Genomic DNA, 15,144 nt, shown 5'->3' with positions numbered 1-15,144 from the left:
CTCAGCGAAGCGACGGATCCATGAAGACCCGGGCAAACTGCCTGAACTGGTCGAGATGATCGCGACAGATGGCGAAAACCACCTGCCAGTTAACGGCTTCGTAGTTGTGAACCACGATGTTGCGGAAGCCGACCGATTTTCTCATGTCATCGGCCAGCGCACGGCTGATCACATCTCGCTCGGCAAGTACATCGAAGCTTTGCCCCATGGTGATAGGAGACGTCAGCTCGTGGTGCTCCGCGATCCAGTGTGCCGCTATGTCCACGCAGAGCTGAACGGCACGGGTCAGGTTCAGCGCCAGGATATCCTGAGCATCGAGATCCGCTTCCAAGGCCTCGACGCTGCTCGGGCAGCGGCTTTCGAGCCGCATGACGCAACGCCGCAGCGACTCCAGCTTCTGGTTGATCAGGAGTTGATCCATGCCGCCTGCCTCGCCTTGAGGATTCTCTGCTGCAATGGCACGAAATCCTCGTTGTCGATGATGTTGCGGTAGACCAGGCGGGCCCATGCCGAATCGCTGCCTTGCAGGCGTACTCCCGAGGTGACGATCTGCGTCAGCAGCGGCTGGCCGGCCGTCTTGAGATCGACCAGATCCACAGGGCGGGAGCACGCCAGGGCCAACGCCTCGATGAGGGCGATCTTCTTGTCGCTGGTCAGCGGGTGGCGAGCCTCCACCGCAAGGTCGAGGTCGCTGTCGGGCCTGGCGCGCCCCTTGGCAAGCGAGCCGAACAGCACGACCTGCTCGATCTCTTCGAACGGCGCAAGCGCCCGTAGGATCGACTGGTGAAGCTCAGTGTCATCACGACGATGCGTGGAAGGCATGTCACGACCTCGAAACGTCAGTTACGACCAGTGTACCCCCAAGCGCCGATACCGTGCATGAAAGCCTACGGAATCCGTCGATGACCTGGGCAATCCGACTCAGGTCACCGCCCCGCGCTGCTGAAAGCACGGGGCCAGATACTCGCCTTCGCTCAGCACTTCGCGCAGATGCTGCGCCGCCTGCCAGACGTCCTCATGGCTCAGGTAGAGCGGCGCGAAGCCGAAGCGCATCAGCCCCGGCTCGCGGTAGTCGCCGATCACGCCGCGCTCGATCAGCGCCTGGACGATGGCATAGCCGTGTTCTCTTTCCACCAACCCTACCTGGCTGCCGCGCTGCGCCTCGTCCGGGGTGATGTCGGCAATGCTGTGCTCCGCCAGGCAGTCACCCAGCGACTCGCGAAACAGCTCGATCAAGCGCTGGCTCTTGCGCCGCAGCTGAGCGAGGTCCACCTCCTGCCACAGCGCCAGCGACGCTTCCAAGGCAGCAAAGGCCAGCGGCGAGTGGGTGCCGGTACGAAAGCGCGAGATACCCGGCGCAGGGGCATAGTCGACCTCGAAAGCGAACGGCGAGGCGTGGCCCAGCCAGCCCGACAACGGCTGCCAGGCCCGGTCCTGGCAATCGCGCCGCACATAGAGAAAGGCCGGCGCACCGGGGCCGCCATTGAGGTACTTGTAGGTGCAGCCCACCGCGTAGCGCACGCCACAGGCGGCGAGATTCACCTGCAGAGCGCCGGCCGAGTGGGCCAGGTCCCAGACCACCTCGCCGCCGCTGGCATGCACCTGGCGGGTGATCGCCGCCATGTCGCGCAGACGCCCGGTGCGATAGTGCACATGGCTGAGCACCACCGCCGCCACCCGCTCGTCGAGATAGGCATCCAGCGCCTCGCCCTCCGGCACCACCCGATGCTCGAAGCCGCCGAAGCGACAGAAGCCCTGTGCGATGTAGCCGTCGGTGGGGAAGTTGCCGCCTTCGCTGAGGATCACCGGCCGCGCCCGGCTCTGTCCTTCAGTGCCTCTTTGCCCTTCAGTGCCTCTTTGCCCTTCGGTGATATAGCCCAGCAGCTTGAAGATGTTGTGGGTGATGGTGTCGGTCACCAGCACCTCGCCCGGCCCGGCTCCCAGCAGCGGCGCCAGCCGGTCGCCAAGCCGCTCCGGCGCATCGAACCAGCCCTGGTTCCAACCCTGGATCAGCGAGTCGCGCCATTGGCTCATCAGGCCGTCGACGGCGGCCACGGCAGCGCTGGGCTGGGCGCCCAGGGAGTTGCCGTCGAGATAGATCGTGCCTTGCGGCAGGGTGAAGCGGCTTCTGAAGGTGGCCAGCGGGTCCTGGCGGTCCAGCTCGCGAACGTCATCGAGAGTCAGGGGCATGGTCGGCTCCAGCACAAGGAGAAAACGGAATCGGGAAAGCGCTTGTCAGCTCGCGTAGCTATCAAGCCAGCTCGCGCCGCTATCAAGCCAGCTCGCGCAGAAGGGCCCGCACCGGCGAGGCATCGGCCCCGGCCAGCTTCAGCGGCAGGGCGATCAGCTCATAATGGCCCGGCGGCACCGCATCCAGCACCAGCCCTTCGAGAATCGCCATACCGTGCTGGTGCACCCGCCAATGCGCCAGCAGCTTGCTGTCCACCTCGGGGTCGAGCGAAGGACTATCCACGCCGATCAACCGCGCGCCGCGCTCGGCCAGCAGGTCGATGCTCTCCGGCGCGATGGTGGTGAAGTCACTGCGCCAGCGCTCATGGGGAAAATGCTCCCAGGTGCGCAGCAACACCCGCTCGACGCGCGGCGGCAGCACGGGCAGCAGATGCTCGGGCTCGACCCTCGGCGCGGCATGGCGCATGTCCAGCACCACGCATAGGCCAAGGTAGGTGGTGAGTTCCACCTCGTCGATGGCCCTGCCATCGGCGGCGTAGTGGCTGGGCGCGTCGGCATGGGTGCCGGTGTGGGTGGAGAGCGTCAGGCGCGAGACGTTGACCGGGCACTGCCCGTCGAGCACCCAGGTCGGCTCATGGGCAAACGGCGTATCGCCGGGCCATACCGGAATGTCGGCGCGCAGCGGCTGGGAGATGTCGTAGAGCCGGCTCATGAGGCGCCCTCCTCCAGCGTGGTGCGCACCGACCACAGCTCGGGGAAGAACTGCAGGTCCAGCGCCTTGGCGAGATAGGAGGCCCCGCCGGTGCCACCGGTGCCGGGCTTCTGTCCGATGATGCGCTCCACCGTCTTGAGGTGGCTGAAGCGCCACTGGTGGAAGTGGTACTCGGTATCGACGAGCTTTTCGGCCAGTTCGTAGAGCTCCCAGTAGCGGCCGGTATCGCGGTAGATATCCGCCCAGGCCTGCTCCACCTCGTCACAGGGCCGATAGGGCTCCGACCAGTCCCGCGCGATGACCGACTCGGGAAGTGCGAAGCCGCGCCGGGCCAGCAGCTGCAGGCTGATGTCGTAAAGGCTCGGAGCGTGGAGTACCTTGCTGAGGCGCCGGTAGCGCTCGGGATGGCGACGGTGCACTTCGATCATCGCCGCATTCTTGTTGCCGAGCAGGAACTCCAGCTCGCGATACTGGAACGACTGGAAGCCCGAACTCTGGCCGAGGCTGTCACGAAAGCGCGCGTAGTCGGCGGGAGTCATGGTCACCAGCACCTCCCAGGCATTGATCATCTGCGCCTGGATTCGCGCCACCCGGGTGAGCATCTTGAACGCCGGGCGCAAGCGGTCGGATGCGATGTGTGCCGCGGCGGCGTGGGCCTCGTGCAGGCACTGCTTGAGCCACAGCTCCGAGACCTGATGGATGACGATGAACAGCATCTCGTCATGCTCCGCGGTACCCGGCCGCTGGGCCGACAGCAGCGGCCCCAGCTGCAGGTAATCGCCATAGCTCATCGGCTGGTCCCAGTGCACCCCCTCCTGCGAGAGGTCCACGCTGGTGCTGCGTGCCTGCCCTTCCTTCCGCTTGGCCATGGTCGCCCTCCTTCGTCGTCTTTCCGTCAGTTTACGAAGGTGTCGAAGACATTTAAATTTGATAAAAAGACGGCTTTCCATGAAATAAAATAATATGACAACGCGACTCAGCACCCGCCAGATGCAGATGATGGTGGCCATCGCCGATGCCGGCAGCATCTCCGACGCAGCCGTTCAGCTCGGCCTGACCCAATCGGCGCTCAGCCACCGGCTCAAGGAGGCGGAACGGCTGCTGGGCGCCCTGCTCTTCACCCGCGGCCAGCGCCGGCTCAACCCGACCTCCGCCGGCAAGCGCCTGCTGCACGCCGCCCGCGGTGTGCTGGCGGAACTGGAGCGGGCCGAACAGGACATTCAGCGTCTGGCGGTGGGGGTCGAACAGGTGGTACGGGTGGGCGTCGAGGCGTGCGGCGGCTACCACTGGCTACCGACCGCCCTGGCCGCCTTCAACCGCAGCCACCCCCATATCGGCGTGGAAATCGTCCCGGATGTCTCGCTGGAACCCTGCCGCGCGCTCAGGCGCGGCCATGTGGACCTGGCGCTGGTGGCAGGCAGCCATCCGCCCATCGGCTTCGATACCACGGTGCTGAAGCACGACGAGCTGCGTCTGGCGGTGCGCCACGACCACTCGCTGGCCCGCCAGGCATGGGTCGGCGCCGAAGACGTCGCCGCCGAGCCCTATGTCGCCTATCACACCACCCCGGAGAAGGGGCGCGAATACGAACAGCTGTTCAGCCCTGCCGGCGTGCTGCCGGCCAGGGTGATCAGCGCCGGGGTGACCGAGGCCGTGCTGAGCCTGGTGCGTCACGGCCTGGGGGTCAGCGTTTTACCGGCCTGGACGCTGGAGCCACATCTGACCACGGGCGATCTGGCCTCGCTGCGCCTCACCGAACAGGGGCTCTACCTGAACTGGTATCTGGTCATGCGCCAGGGCGAAGCCGAGGGCTCGGCGGCAGAGGCCCTGGCACATACGCTGCAGGCCGTCATTACAGGTCGCCGAGAGTGCGAGTAAGGCACCGCCTCAGGTCCCGCAGAAGGTGCGGAACACCCGCTCGGTGGGCTCGGCCGGCCGCATGTACTCCTCGCGCCCGGGCTGGTCGTCGAACGGGTGGGTGATGATATCGAGCAGGGTCTCGAAGGGGCCGTAGTCGTTTTCGTCCATGGCCGCGGTCAACGCCTGCTGCACGCGGTGGTTGCGCGGGATGAAGGCCGGGTTGGCCAAACGCATGCGCTGCGCCCGTTCGCTCTCGCCCTGCTCTTCCTGAGCAAGACGCTCGCGCCACTCCTCCAGCCAGCCGGCAATCTCCTCGGGGCGTTCGAACAGCTCGACCAGCGAGGCTTCCGCCGCAGCGCTCTCGGCAACGTCCGCCAGCCGACGGAAAGTCAGGGTGAAGTCGGCACGGCCACGGTGCATGGCCGCCAACAGCGACTCGATCAGCGCCTTGTCGCCGGGCTTCTCGCTGGTCAGGCCGAGCTTGGCACGCATGACCGCCAGCCACTCCCGTTCGTACTGCTCCGGGAAGCGCTGCAACAGCTCGGTGGCCCGCTCCACCGCGCGCTCGCTGTCGTCATCGATCAGCGGCAGCAAGGTCTCGGCCAGCCGCGCCAGGTTCCACTGGGCGATCCACGGCTGGTTGGAGTAGGCGTAGCGCCCGCCCTCGTCGATGGAGCTGAACACCATCTTCGGGTCGTACTGCTCCATGAAGGCGCAGGGGCCGAAGTCGATGGTCTCGCCGGAAATCGAGGTGTTGTCGGTGTTCATCACGCCATGAATGAAGCCCACGCCCATCCACTTGGCGATCAGCGCCGCCTGGCGCGCCTGTACCGCTTCCAGCAGGCCCAGATAGCGCTCGCCGTCCTGGCGTGACTCAAGCGCCGGATAGTGACGCTCGATGACGTGCCCGGCCAGCTCGCGTACGCCGTCGATATCGCCGCGGGCGGCGAAGTACTGGAAGGTGCCGACGCGGATATGACTGGAGGCGACCCGGGTGAGAATGGCCCCGGGCTCCGGAATGCCGCGCATGACCCGCTCGCCGGTGGTCACCGCGGCCAGCGCCCGGGTAGTGGGGATGCCCATGGCGTGCATCGCCTCGCTGACCAGATACTCGCGCAACACCGGCCCCAGAGGCGCCCGGCCATCGCCGCCGCGGGAGAACGGGGTGCGCCCCGCTCCCTTGAGCTGGATGTCGCGCAGCCCACCGTCGCGGTCGGTCACCTCGCCCAGCAGCACCGCACGGCCATCGCCCAGCTGCGGCACGAAGCCGCCGAACTGATGCCCAGCATAGGCCTGGGCCAGCGGCTCGGCGCCGTGGGGCACCACGTTGCCGGAGAACCATACCGCCGCCTCTTCGGCATCGAAGGCAGCGAGGTCGAAGCCCAGCGCCTCGGCCAGCGGCCGATTGAAGGCCACCAGGTGCGGCTCACGCACGGGCACCGGCTCGAAGTGGGCGTAGAAGCGTTCCGGCAGGCGGGCATAACGCAGAGTGAACGGGGGAAACATGGTAACTCCAGCAGTCTTCATGCCGCTCACTGTAGGCGCGGGGGCGGCGAAAATCGAGCGCCGTTGCCCCCCCTTATAAGGGACTGGTCACGAGCGACTCGTTACGAGCGGCTAGCCGGTAGCGGAAACCGGTCGCTCGAACTCGCGAATGCTGGCCACGAAGTCGCTGAAGCGCTCGCCCTGGATCAGCACGTGATCGCGCAGGGCATGTTCCGCTGCCGCCGGGTCGCCCGCTTCGATGGCTGCCACCACGTCCCGATGCTCGCGCAGCGAGCTGTGCATGCGCTGGCGAACCTTCAACTGCAAGCGACGATAAGGCTTGAGCCGCTGCTTTAGCTGGCGCGCCTCACCGAGCAGAAAGGTGTTGTGGCTGGCCCGGTAGATGCAGTCGTGGAAGGCCTCGTTCTCGTAGTAGTACTCGTCGGTGTCTCCGGCCCGAGCGGCCGCCTCGCAGCGCTCAAGTGCATCACGCAGCTCGGCGAGCTCGGCATCGCTGATGCGCCGCGCCGCCAGGCGCCCGCACATGGCCTCCAGCTCCGCCATCACCTCGAACATCTCGATCAGCTGATCGATGCCCACCTTGGCCACGAAGGTGCCCTTCTTGGGCGAGACCGTCACCAGCCCGCTGGCGACGAGTTGCTGGATCGCTTCACGTATCGGGGTACGGGAAACATTGAACTCCCGGCCCAACGCCTCCGGGTCCAGCCTTTCGCCGGGCAGCCGGCGACCGTTGATGATGTCGTTCTCCAGCGAGTCGCGCAGGCGCTGTGCATTGGAGCGCTTGGTGCTGGTCATGGCCACCTCCTCGGTCGCGGCATTCAAGAGCGGGTCTTTTTACTGTAACGGATTTGACACGAGTATATACAACGTCTATTGAAGTATACATCAGCACGCCTGATGGATATAAAAACGACACTTCAGTACAACAACAATCCCAAGGAGACGCCCAATGCAACGCCACACCCTAGCTACCCTGGCCGCGACGCTCGGCCTGGCCCTCGCCTTCAGCAGTGCCGCTGCCGCCAACACCGTACTGCGCGCCTCGCACCAGTTCCCCGGTGGTCAAGGTGATGTCCGCGACGAGATGGTGCAGCTGATGGCCCGCCAAGTGGCAGAAGCCGATGTGGGGCTCGAGATTCAGGTCTACCCCGGTCAGTCGCTGTTCCGTGCCAACGAGCAGTGGGGCGCGCTGGTACGCGGCCGCCTGGATCTGACCCTGCTGCCGCTGGATTACGCCAGCGGCCGCCATCCGGAGTTTTCCGCCACCCTGATGCCGGGCCTGGTGCGCAACCACGAACACGCCGCGCGCCTCAACGAGTCCGAGTACATGGACATGATCAAACAGGTGATCATGGACAACGGTGCCCGAGTGCTGGCCGACAGCTGGCTCGCCGGCGGCTTCGCCTCCAGCGAGCAGTGCATCACCGCCCCCGACACCGTGCGCGGCCAGAACATCCGCGCCGCCGGCCCGGCCTTCGAGCAGATGCCGCAGGCGGCAGGCGCCTCCATCGCCTCGATGCCCTCTTCCGAGGTTTATACCGCCATGCAGACCGGCGTGCTGGATGCCGCCAACACCTCGTCGATGTCGTTCATCTCCTTCCGCCTCTACGAACAGGTGGAGTGCCTGACCGAACCGGGCGATTTCGCGCTGTGGTTCATGTACGAGCCGATTCTCATCTCGGAGCAGGTGTGGCAGCGCCTCAACGAGGAGCAGCAAGCCGCGCTGATGGAAGCCGGCAAGGCCGCCGAGGAGTTCTTCGCCGCCGAGGCCGCGGCCATCGACGCCAAGATGGTCGAGGTCTACGAGCAGAACGGCATCGAGGTGGTGCGCATGAGCGAGGAGGACTACAACGCCTGGATCGAGATCGCCCGTGAGACCTCCTACAAGAACTTTGCCGAAAACGTACCCAATGGCCAGGCCATCATCGACGCGGCCCTCGCCGTCGATTGAGGCCCAGCTCTTCCCAGTGAGTCGGGCCACCCGCCACGGGTGGCCCCCGTTTCGAACCCCGGGAGGACTACACGGCCATGGCCCACTCTCAATCCCTTGCTCAACGATCCGGTGTCATCGGCGGCTATATCCGCCTGATGGACACCCTGTCACGCGCCAGCGCCTACCTGGCGGCCGTGCTGTTCATCGCCGGCGTGGTGGTGATCTGTCAGATGGTCTTCATTCGTTACGTGCTCGGCATGAGCACCAGTTGGCAGACCGAGTTCACGGTGTTCTCCGTTACCGGCGCCATGCTGATGGGTAGCCCCTACGTGCTGATGACCGGCGGCCACGTGGCCATCACCATTCTGCCCGACGCCCTGGGTGGCACGGCACGCAAGATCATGCGCCTGGTAGCCGCGCTGATCGGTCTGGCCTTCTGCGCGGCGCTGGCCTATGCCTCCTGGGTCTACGTGATCGAGGCCTACCAGTACAACTGGCGCACCGGCACCGTGTGGAACCCGCGGCTGTGGCCGGGACTGATGCCGATGGCGGTGGGCACCAGCCTGCTCACGCTGCAGTACGTCGCCGAAATCCTGCGCGGGGAGGTGTGAACATGGATCCGATCACCATGGGCATCATCGTCGCCATCGCGCTCATCGTGTTGATGGCCATCGGCACACCCATCGCCTTCGCCCTGGGCGGCGTGTCGCTGCTGGCGCTGATGTACGACCGCGGTCTGCCGGAGCTGATCTACTTCGGCGAGACCTTCTTCGACCGCATCGCCGAATTCGGCTTCGTCGCCATCCCCATGTTCATCCTGATGGGCGCCGCCGTGGCTTCCTCGCCTACCGGCCGCGACCTCTACCGCTCGCTGGACCTGTGGATGGGCCGTCTGCCGGGTGGGCTCGCCGTTTCCAACATCGGCGCCTGCACCATCTTCTCGGCGCTCTCCGGCTCGTCGCCGGCCACCTGTGCCGCCATCGGCAAGATGGGCATTCCCGAGATGCGCACCCGCGGCTATCCCGACGGTGTGGCCGCGGGCTGCATCGCCGCCGGTGGCACGCTCGGCATACTGATCCCGCCCTCGGTGACCATGATCATCTACGGCATCTCCACCGAGACCTCCATTGGCCGCCTGTTCATGGCGGGGGTACTGCCCGGGCTGATGCTGGCCGGTCTGTTCATGATCTGGACCATGATCGCCTGCCGCCTGGCCGGCGGTTACGCCAACCCCATGGCCAAGGCCGCAGCCCAGGTGAAGCAGAACATCAAGGCCAACGTCGACACCAACCTCAAGGCGCTGGTGCGTGTAGTGCCCTTCATGCTGGTGATTGCCGGCATCCTGTTCGCCCTCTACGGCGGTGTGGCCACGCCCTCCGAGGCGGCCGGTGTCGGCGCCTTCCTGTGCGTGGCGCTAGCGGTGGTGATCTATCGCATGTGGCAGGTCAAGCCGGTCAAGCTGATCATGCGCGACTCTCTGCGCGAGAGCGTGATGATCATGCTGGTCATCGCTACCGCCGAAGTGTTCGCTTATGCCCTCTCCTCGATGTTCATCACCCAGACCGTGGCCGCCGCCATCGCCAACATGGAAGTGAATCGCTGGGTGCTGATGGGCATCATCAACCTGTTCCTGCTCGTCGCCGGTTTCTTCCTGCCGCCGGTGGCGGTGATCGTGATGACCGCGCCGATCCTGCTGCCGATCATCCTGGCCGCCGATTTCGATCCCTACTGGTTCGCGGTGATCCTGACCATCAACCTGGAGATCGGCCTGATCACCCCACCGGTGGGCCTGAACCTGTTCATCATCAAGGGCATCGCGCCGGACATCTCGCTGCGCAACATTCTGCTGGGCAGTCTGCCGTACGCCCTGTGCATGGTGCTCGGCATCGTCCTGCTGTGCTTCTTCCCGGGCATCGCCCTGTGGCTGCCCAACCTGATCATGGGCTGACGGAGAGCCGACATGAACATGACCTTCCTGCAGGAGCTGTTCAACAGCATCACCCAGCGCGACGCGCGGCTGTGGCGGCGCCAGGGCGAGGCCGGTATTCCCGACCACGGCCAGGTGCTCGCCGCCTGCCGGGCGCTGCTGGAGAGCGACGGCGAGGCCTCGAGCATCAGCCTGGCCAGTCGCGCGCTCTCCATGTACAACCGCCTGACGCGGGAGGAGCGCACCCGCTTCTTCGAGGGGCTTTCCAGCGAGTTCGCCGCCGACCCGGCGCGCATCGACCAAGCCTACGAGGCCTACCGCGAGCAGCGCGACAACTCCCGCCTGCAGGCCCTGTTCGATGCCTGCGAACCGCGCCGCCAGGAGCTGTTCCGGCGCCTCAACCTGGCCACCAACGGCACCTACGAGCTGGTACGCATGCGCGAGGGCTTGCTGGCTTTGCTGCACGAGTGGAGCGGCGACAAGCAGGAGCTCGCCGCCATCGATGCCGACTTCGCCCACCTGTTCGGCTCCTGGTTCAACCGCGGTTTCCTGGTGCTCAAGCGCATCGACTGGAACACGCCGGCCTCTATTCTGGAGAAGATCATTCGCTACGAGGCGGTGCACGAGATTCGCGACTGGGACGACCTGCGCCGCCGCCTCGACGCCCGCGACCGCCGCTGCTTCGCCTTCTTCCACCCCGCCATCGGCGACGAGCCGCTGATCTTCGTCGAAGTGGCGCTATGCCGGGGCCTGCCCGACCGCATCCAGCCCATCCTCTCGGGAGAACCCAGCGGTGAGCGCGACATCGACGACCCCGAGGCCGCCGATGCTGCCGCCTTCTTCGGCATCAGCAACTGCCAGACCGGCCTGCGCGGCATCTCCTTCGGCAACTTTCTGATCAAACAGGTGGTCCAGGAGCTGAAACTGGAGCTGCCCCAGCTCAAGCACTTCGTCACGCTCTCGCCGGTGCCGGGCTTTGCCGCCTGGCTCAATGAGCGCCGCGATGACGAGATCTTGCCCGACGAGCTGCGCCAGGTGCTGCACGAGCTGGACTCCCCCGACTGGCATCTCGACCCGGCCCACAGCGAGCGCCTCGCGGCAGTGGTCAAGCCGCTTGCCGCCCGCTATCTGGTCGAGGAGAAGAACGCTCGCGGCCTGCCGCTCAACCCGGTGGCCCGCTTCCACCTCGGCAACGGCGCCGAGCTGCATCGCATCAACTGGCTCGGCGACATCTCACCCAAGGGCTTGAAGCAGGCTGGCGGACTGATGGTCAATTATCTCTACGTACTCGACGACATCGAGCGCAACCACGAGAACTACACCGCCAACGCCACGGTGGTATGTTCCAATGCAGTTCGCGATCTCAATCGCCGCGCCCGGAAAATGGCCAAAGGAGAGCCTGCCAAATGAGTCACAACCTCTTTGAAACTTTCGCCGCCCGCATGCGCGACCGTAGCGACGCCGACTTCATCACCACCCGTGAAGGTCGGCGCTACTCCTACCGCGATGCTCTGGACGCCAGCGCCCGCCTGGCCGGTGCGTTGAAAGCGCTGGGCGTGGCCCCCGGCGACCGCGTTGCGGTGCAGGTCGACAAGAGCCCAGAGGCGATCCTGCTCTACCTCGCCTGCCTGCGCATGGGCGGCGTTTATCTGCCGCTCAACACCGGCTATACCGCCGATGAGATCCGCTACTTCCTCGACGACGCCGAACCGGCGCTGTTCGTCTGCCGCCCCGCCGCCCTCACCGAGGCGCGCACGGTGGCCGGCGAGACCGGCTGCCCCGCGGTGGAGACCCTCGGCACCGATGCCGACGGCAGCCTGCTGGCGCTGGCCGAGCGTGCCGAAGCGTACACCGGCATCGAACCGCGCGAGCACGACGACCTTGCCGCCATTCTCTACACCTCGGGCACCACCGGTCGCTCCAAAGGCGCCATGCTGACCCACCGCAACCTCGGCTCCAACGCTGCCACCCTGGTGGAAGCCTGGCGCTTCACCGCCGCGGACCGACTGATCCATGCCCTGCCCATCTTCCATACCCATGGCCTGTTCGTCGGCTGCAACGTGACCCTGATGGCGGGCTCGAGCATGCTGTTCCTGCCCAAGTTCGATGCCGACGTGATCTTCGAGGAGATGCCCCACGGCAGCGTCATGATGGGCGTGCCCACCTTCTACACCCGCCTGGTGGCCGATGAGCGCCTCACCCCGGAAGCGACCGCCAACATGCGCCTGTTCGTCTCCGGCTCGGCGCCGCTCACCGCCGAGACCCACCAGGCGTTCGAGGCCAAGACGGGGCACGCCATTCTCGAACGTTACGGCATGACCGAGACCAACATGAACATCTCCAATCCCTACGACGGCGAGCGCCGCGCCGGCACCGTGGGCATGCCGCTGCCAGGGGTGGAGTACCGCATCACCGACCGCGAGACCCATGCGCCGGTGCCCCAGGGCGAGATCGGCATGCTCGAGATCCGCGGTCCCAACGTCTTCATCGGCTACTGGCGCATGCCCGAGAAGACCCGCGAGGAGCTGCTGGAGGACGGTTTCTTCATCACCGGCGACCTGGCCATGGCCGACGAACAGGGCTACGTGCACATCGTCGGCCGCGACAAGGACCTGGTGATCTCGGGCGGCTACAACGTCTATCCCAAGGAGGTCGAGCAGGTGATCGACGAGCTGGAAGGCGTGGTGGAATCGGCGGTGATCGGCCTGCCCCACCCGGACTTCGGCGAGGGCGTCACTGCCGTGGTGGTGTCGCAGCCGGGCGTCACGCTGGGGGAACGCCAGGTGCTCGACCATCTCGAAGGACGACTGGCGAAATACAAGCAGCCCAAGCGGGTGTTCTTCGTCGATACCCTGCCGCGCAACACCATGGGTAAGGTGCAGAAGAACGAGCTGCGCAAGCAGTATCAGGACACCTATCGCTGACAGCCGCACCAGGCGTGGCCGGCCGGTGGATACCGGCCGAGTCGGTGGGCAGTCGCCTCAAGCCAAGGGCAGGCAGGCAAGCGCAATGACATCGTTGCAATAGCCATCGGTGACCTTGTATTCCCGATAGCCGGCGGAAGCGGTCAAACCCATCAGATAACTCCGACCGCCGTGCTCGAGCCATTGGGTACGGCGCTGCCCCGGCGCCATACCCACCAAGGATACCGGGAGGTAAGCATCCAGCCGCTCCCCCACCGGCCAGCAAGCCTCACTGGTGGCAAGGATGGTCGTATCCGGCTGCACCAGCAGGCCGAAAGCAGCCGCTCCAGCGGAAGCCGGCGATGGCAGGTTGTCGGTGACGATCTTGCTCAGCTCCGGGGCAGCGTCGAACACCGTCGCCATGCCACCCAGCACCCGGCCATCTTCAGCAGAGGTCACTCTGGCCATGTAGAGGTAAGTGGCCTGGCCATCGTACAGCGGCGTGGGTGCGAAAGCCGATACCGCATAGGCTTGGCTCGAACCCAGAGCAAGGCAGGCCTGCAGCGACAACGCCTCAGGCAGACGAGTCCCCACTAGAGCACTCGACTCGGGCGAGGAAACCGCGCGAATGACACCTTCCGTGTCGAACACGAGCAGGTTGGTATAAACGGTATAAAGACGGTTGATGTACTCCAGCACCCTGGTCATGTGCCTGCCGGCTTCCGCGCCGCCAACCTGCATCCAGTGCCGGATGCGGTTATCCAGCGCCCACCAGCGTACGTCATTGGCACGCTCATAGAGGTTTCGATCCATGATGTCGATCATGCTGAACGAGCGCATGGCGGCATCCGCCAGAGTGACCTGCGTCATCGCGTTCTGCAGCGAGGCAATGGATTCGTCGAACACCTGGCGGGTCTGGTAACCGATCTCGCGCACCTGCTGCAACACCGGTGTCAATTCGGTCAGTCGGCACTGCGCCGAAGTGATTCGCCCATTGAGCACGGTAAGACTGAGCCGCTGCGCCACGTCTGCCGCTTCATCGCAAATCTCCGCCAATGCGCCCTGGCGGTGATCTGCCGTCGCCTCGCCCCCGGTGGCCATGAGCGTCGTCACACCGGCATCGCCCCGGGCAAAGGCGTCCCTCTGCTCCAGCAGCGCCATGCAACGCCAGCCCAGCCCGGCATAACCTTGATAAGGGTGCCCCTCCACCGCGCGACAAAGGTAGCGCCGCCCTTGGAGGGTGATGGCCTCAACCCGTCCACGCCCCGGGTCGCCCAACGACATCCCGGCAGGCAGGGCTGCCAGACTGGAAGCAACGACATGGCCATCCGGTGTCAGCAGCACCAGATGCTGCTGCGCGTCGCAGAGCTGGTCGAACAAGCGTGCCATCTCGTCCTGCAAATTGAAGCTCAGGCACAGCAGGCCGAAGCAGCGGCTTCCAGGCTGGTCATCGGCCAGCACCGGCGCCAGGAACAGGTGCGCCTCAGGCAGGGCCGGCAGCAGCGGTGAGGGGCGGCAGACCTCCAGATAGTCGGCCCTGCTGCGAGCAAGATCTGCCATCAGCGCGGCGTCGCGCTGCGCTTCCGGGCAGGCCTGCAGCGCCCAACGTACCTCGCCCTGGGACGAGAGCAGCAGGACGTTGTCGTAGACCGAATACTTGGCCACGTACTCCTCGAGCCGCTCGGCCAGATTCGCCTCGCTCGGTGCCGACTCGCCATCGGCAAGAAAGGCTCTGAGCATCGGGTCGGTGGCGAGAAACCCGACATCGGCGGTGCGCTCGAAGAGGTTGCGAATCAGAATATCCACCGCCACCTGCGCCAGGGAGCCGAGCTTCATCTCGAGTTCGCCGGCATGGGCTTCCACCAGCGCGGACACGAGCTTCTCGCGCAGGGCACGAAAGCGCTCACGAGTCGTGTTGACGCTGTCGTACAGCGAGACGGCTCCGGTGGGACTGGTAACCTTGCCTATCAGGGTGACCGTGGCCAGCCAGCTGTCGAGATGCTGCAAACGCTCCCCACAGGCTCTCACCTGAGGCGGCACCTCATCGGATAGACGGGACGTATCGAAAGAGGAAAGCAACATGGTGCCGTTGTCCTTCAGGCAGAGGAAGATG

General features: G+C 65.6%; 14 protein-coding genes. 6 read left to right on the top strand and 8 right to left on the bottom strand.

What is annotated here, in order from left to right; genetic code table 11:
• Position 1 precedes the first annotated feature (1 nt).
• The 5 genes from HOP58_RS07115 to kynA form a co-directional block, all read right to left on the bottom strand.
• Positions 2–421 carry a DUF86 domain-containing protein gene (locus HOP58_RS07115; RefSeq protein WP_010626840.1) on the bottom strand — a complete coding sequence of 140 codons (420 nt, stop codon included), beginning with the start codon at positions 419–421 and terminating at the stop codon, positions 2–4.
• The gene (locus tag HOP58_RS07110; RefSeq protein WP_010626839.1) at positions 406–822 is read right to left on the bottom strand and encodes a nucleotidyltransferase domain-containing protein; all 417 of its coding nucleotides are present in this window, start codon (positions 820–822) and stop codon (positions 406–408) included. Before HOP58_RS07110 ends, HOP58_RS07115 begins: the two co-directional genes overlap by 16 nt.
• 99 nt (positions 823–921) lie before the next feature.
• A complete protein-coding gene (kynU, locus tag HOP58_RS07105; protein ID WP_234254402.1) occupies positions 922–2,190 on the bottom strand; it encodes a kynureninase in 1,269 nt (422 codons plus the stop codon).
• A gap of 82 nt (positions 2,191–2,272) precedes the next feature.
• Entirely contained in the window at positions 2,273–2,902 is a 630-nt protein-coding gene (gene kynB, locus HOP58_RS07100) for an arylformamidase (RefSeq protein WP_234259952.1), read from the bottom strand.
• On the bottom strand, positions 2,899–3,771 hold the full coding sequence (kynA, locus tag HOP58_RS07095) for a tryptophan 2,3-dioxygenase (protein WP_010626836.1): 873 nt from the start codon (positions 3,769–3,771) through the stop codon (positions 2,899–2,901). The genes kynB and kynA overlap by 4 nt, the downstream gene beginning before the upstream one ends.
• Before the next feature lie 94 nt (positions 3,772–3,865).
• Between kynA and HOP58_RS07090 the strand changes: the two genes are divergently transcribed.
• Complete coding sequence (locus HOP58_RS07090) at positions 3,866–4,780, top strand: LysR family transcriptional regulator (protein ID WP_010626835.1); 915 nt, start codon at positions 3,866–3,868, stop codon at positions 4,778–4,780.
• A 9-nt stretch (positions 4,781–4,789) separates the two neighbouring features.
• Here the strand turns inward: HOP58_RS07090 and HOP58_RS07085 are convergent, their stop codons facing one another.
• Both HOP58_RS07085 and HOP58_RS07080 read right to left on the bottom strand, forming a co-directional pair.
• Entirely contained in the window at positions 4,790–6,268 is a 1,479-nt protein-coding gene (locus tag HOP58_RS07085; RefSeq protein ID WP_010626834.1) for a protein adenylyltransferase SelO, read from the bottom strand.
• A 111-nt stretch (positions 6,269–6,379) separates the two neighbouring features.
• On the bottom strand, positions 6,380–7,063 hold the full coding sequence (locus HOP58_RS07080; protein WP_026037922.1) for a GntR family transcriptional regulator: 684 nt from the start codon (positions 7,061–7,063) through the stop codon (positions 6,380–6,382).
• Between the two features lie 154 nt (positions 7,064–7,217).
• On the opposite strand from HOP58_RS07080, the gene dctP reads away from it, so the two are divergent.
• The 5 genes from dctP (at position 7,218) to HOP58_RS07055 (ending at position 13,052) form a co-directional block, all read left to right on the top strand.
• Positions 7,218–8,219 carry a TRAP transporter substrate-binding protein DctP gene (gene dctP, locus HOP58_RS07075; protein WP_234259951.1) on the top strand — a complete coding sequence of 334 codons (1,002 nt, stop codon included), beginning with the start codon at positions 7,218–7,220 and terminating at the stop codon, positions 8,217–8,219.
• Positions 8,220–8,296: 77 nt separating this feature from the next.
• Positions 8,297–8,812, top strand: coding sequence for a TRAP transporter small permease (locus HOP58_RS07070; RefSeq protein ID WP_010626831.1), 516 nt, complete (start codon positions 8,297–8,299; stop codon positions 8,810–8,812).
• A 2-nt stretch (positions 8,813–8,814) separates the two neighbouring features.
• Positions 8,815–10,149 (top strand): TRAP transporter large permease, encoded by a 1,335-nt coding sequence (locus tag HOP58_RS07065; protein ID WP_234254398.1) that lies wholly within the window; start codon positions 8,815–8,817, stop codon positions 10,147–10,149.
• 12 nt (positions 10,150–10,161) lie between these two features.
• The gene (locus HOP58_RS07060) at positions 10,162–11,538 is read left to right on the top strand and encodes a malonyl-CoA decarboxylase (protein ID WP_234259950.1); all 1,377 of its coding nucleotides are present in this window, start codon (positions 10,162–10,164) and stop codon (positions 11,536–11,538) included.
• Complete coding sequence (locus tag HOP58_RS07055; RefSeq protein ID WP_234259949.1) at positions 11,535–13,052, top strand: malonyl-CoA synthase; 1,518 nt, start codon at positions 11,535–11,537, stop codon at positions 13,050–13,052. The genes HOP58_RS07060 and HOP58_RS07055 overlap by 4 nt, the downstream gene beginning before the upstream one ends.
• A gap of 57 nt (positions 13,053–13,109) precedes the next feature.
• Here the strand turns inward: HOP58_RS07055 and HOP58_RS07050 are convergent, their stop codons facing one another.
• On the bottom strand, positions 13,110–15,113 hold the full coding sequence (locus HOP58_RS07050; protein ID WP_234259948.1) for a hypothetical protein: 2,004 nt from the start codon (positions 15,111–15,113) through the stop codon (positions 13,110–13,112).
• Between the last annotated feature and the right edge of the window lie 31 nt (positions 15,114–15,144).

This window comes from Halomonas sp. MCCC 1A11062 (genome assembly GCF_021404355.1).
GTDB lineage: Bacteria > Pseudomonadota > Gammaproteobacteria > Pseudomonadales > Halomonadaceae > Halomonas > Halomonas aerodenitrificans.
The sequence above is the reverse complement of the archived record's forward strand: the minus strand, read 5'-3'. Positions and strand labels throughout refer to the sequence as shown.

Coding starts and splice junctions, on each gene's coding strand:
- HOP58_RS07115 (WP_010626840.1), bottom strand. CDS start 421: ATGGATCAACTCCTGATCAACCAGAAGCTGGAGTCGCTGCGGCGTTGC.
- HOP58_RS07110 (WP_010626839.1), bottom strand. CDS start 822: ATGCCTTCCACGCATCGTCGTGATGACACTGAGCTTCACCAGTCGATC.
- kynU (WP_234254402.1), bottom strand. CDS start 2,190: ATGCCCCTGACTCTCGATGACGTTCGCGAGCTGGACCGCCAGGACCCG.
- kynB (WP_234259952.1), bottom strand. CDS start 2,902: ATGAGCCGGCTCTACGACATCTCCCAGCCGCTGCGCGCCGACATTCCG.
- kynA (WP_010626836.1), bottom strand. CDS start 3,771: ATGGCCAAGCGGAAGGAAGGGCAGGCACGCAGCACCAGCGTGGACCTC.
- HOP58_RS07090 (WP_010626835.1), top strand. CDS start 3,866: ATGACAACGCGACTCAGCACCCGCCAGATGCAGATGATGGTGGCCATC.
- HOP58_RS07085 (WP_010626834.1), bottom strand. CDS start 6,268: ATGTTTCCCCCGTTCACTCTGCGTTATGCCCGCCTGCCGGAACGCTTC.
- HOP58_RS07080 (WP_026037922.1), bottom strand. CDS start 7,063: ATGACCAGCACCAAGCGCTCCAATGCACAGCGCCTGCGCGACTCGCTG.
- dctP (WP_234259951.1), top strand. CDS start 7,218: ATGCAACGCCACACCCTAGCTACCCTGGCCGCGACGCTCGGCCTGGCC.
- HOP58_RS07070 (WP_010626831.1), top strand. CDS start 8,297: ATGGCCCACTCTCAATCCCTTGCTCAACGATCCGGTGTCATCGGCGGC.
- HOP58_RS07065 (WP_234254398.1), top strand. CDS start 8,815: ATGGATCCGATCACCATGGGCATCATCGTCGCCATCGCGCTCATCGTG.
- HOP58_RS07060 (WP_234259950.1), top strand. CDS start 10,162: ATGAACATGACCTTCCTGCAGGAGCTGTTCAACAGCATCACCCAGCGC.
- HOP58_RS07055 (WP_234259949.1), top strand. CDS start 11,535: ATGAGTCACAACCTCTTTGAAACTTTCGCCGCCCGCATGCGCGACCGT.
- HOP58_RS07050 (WP_234259948.1), bottom strand. CDS start 15,113: ATGTTGCTTTCCTCTTTCGATACGTCCCGTCTATCCGATGAGGTGCCG.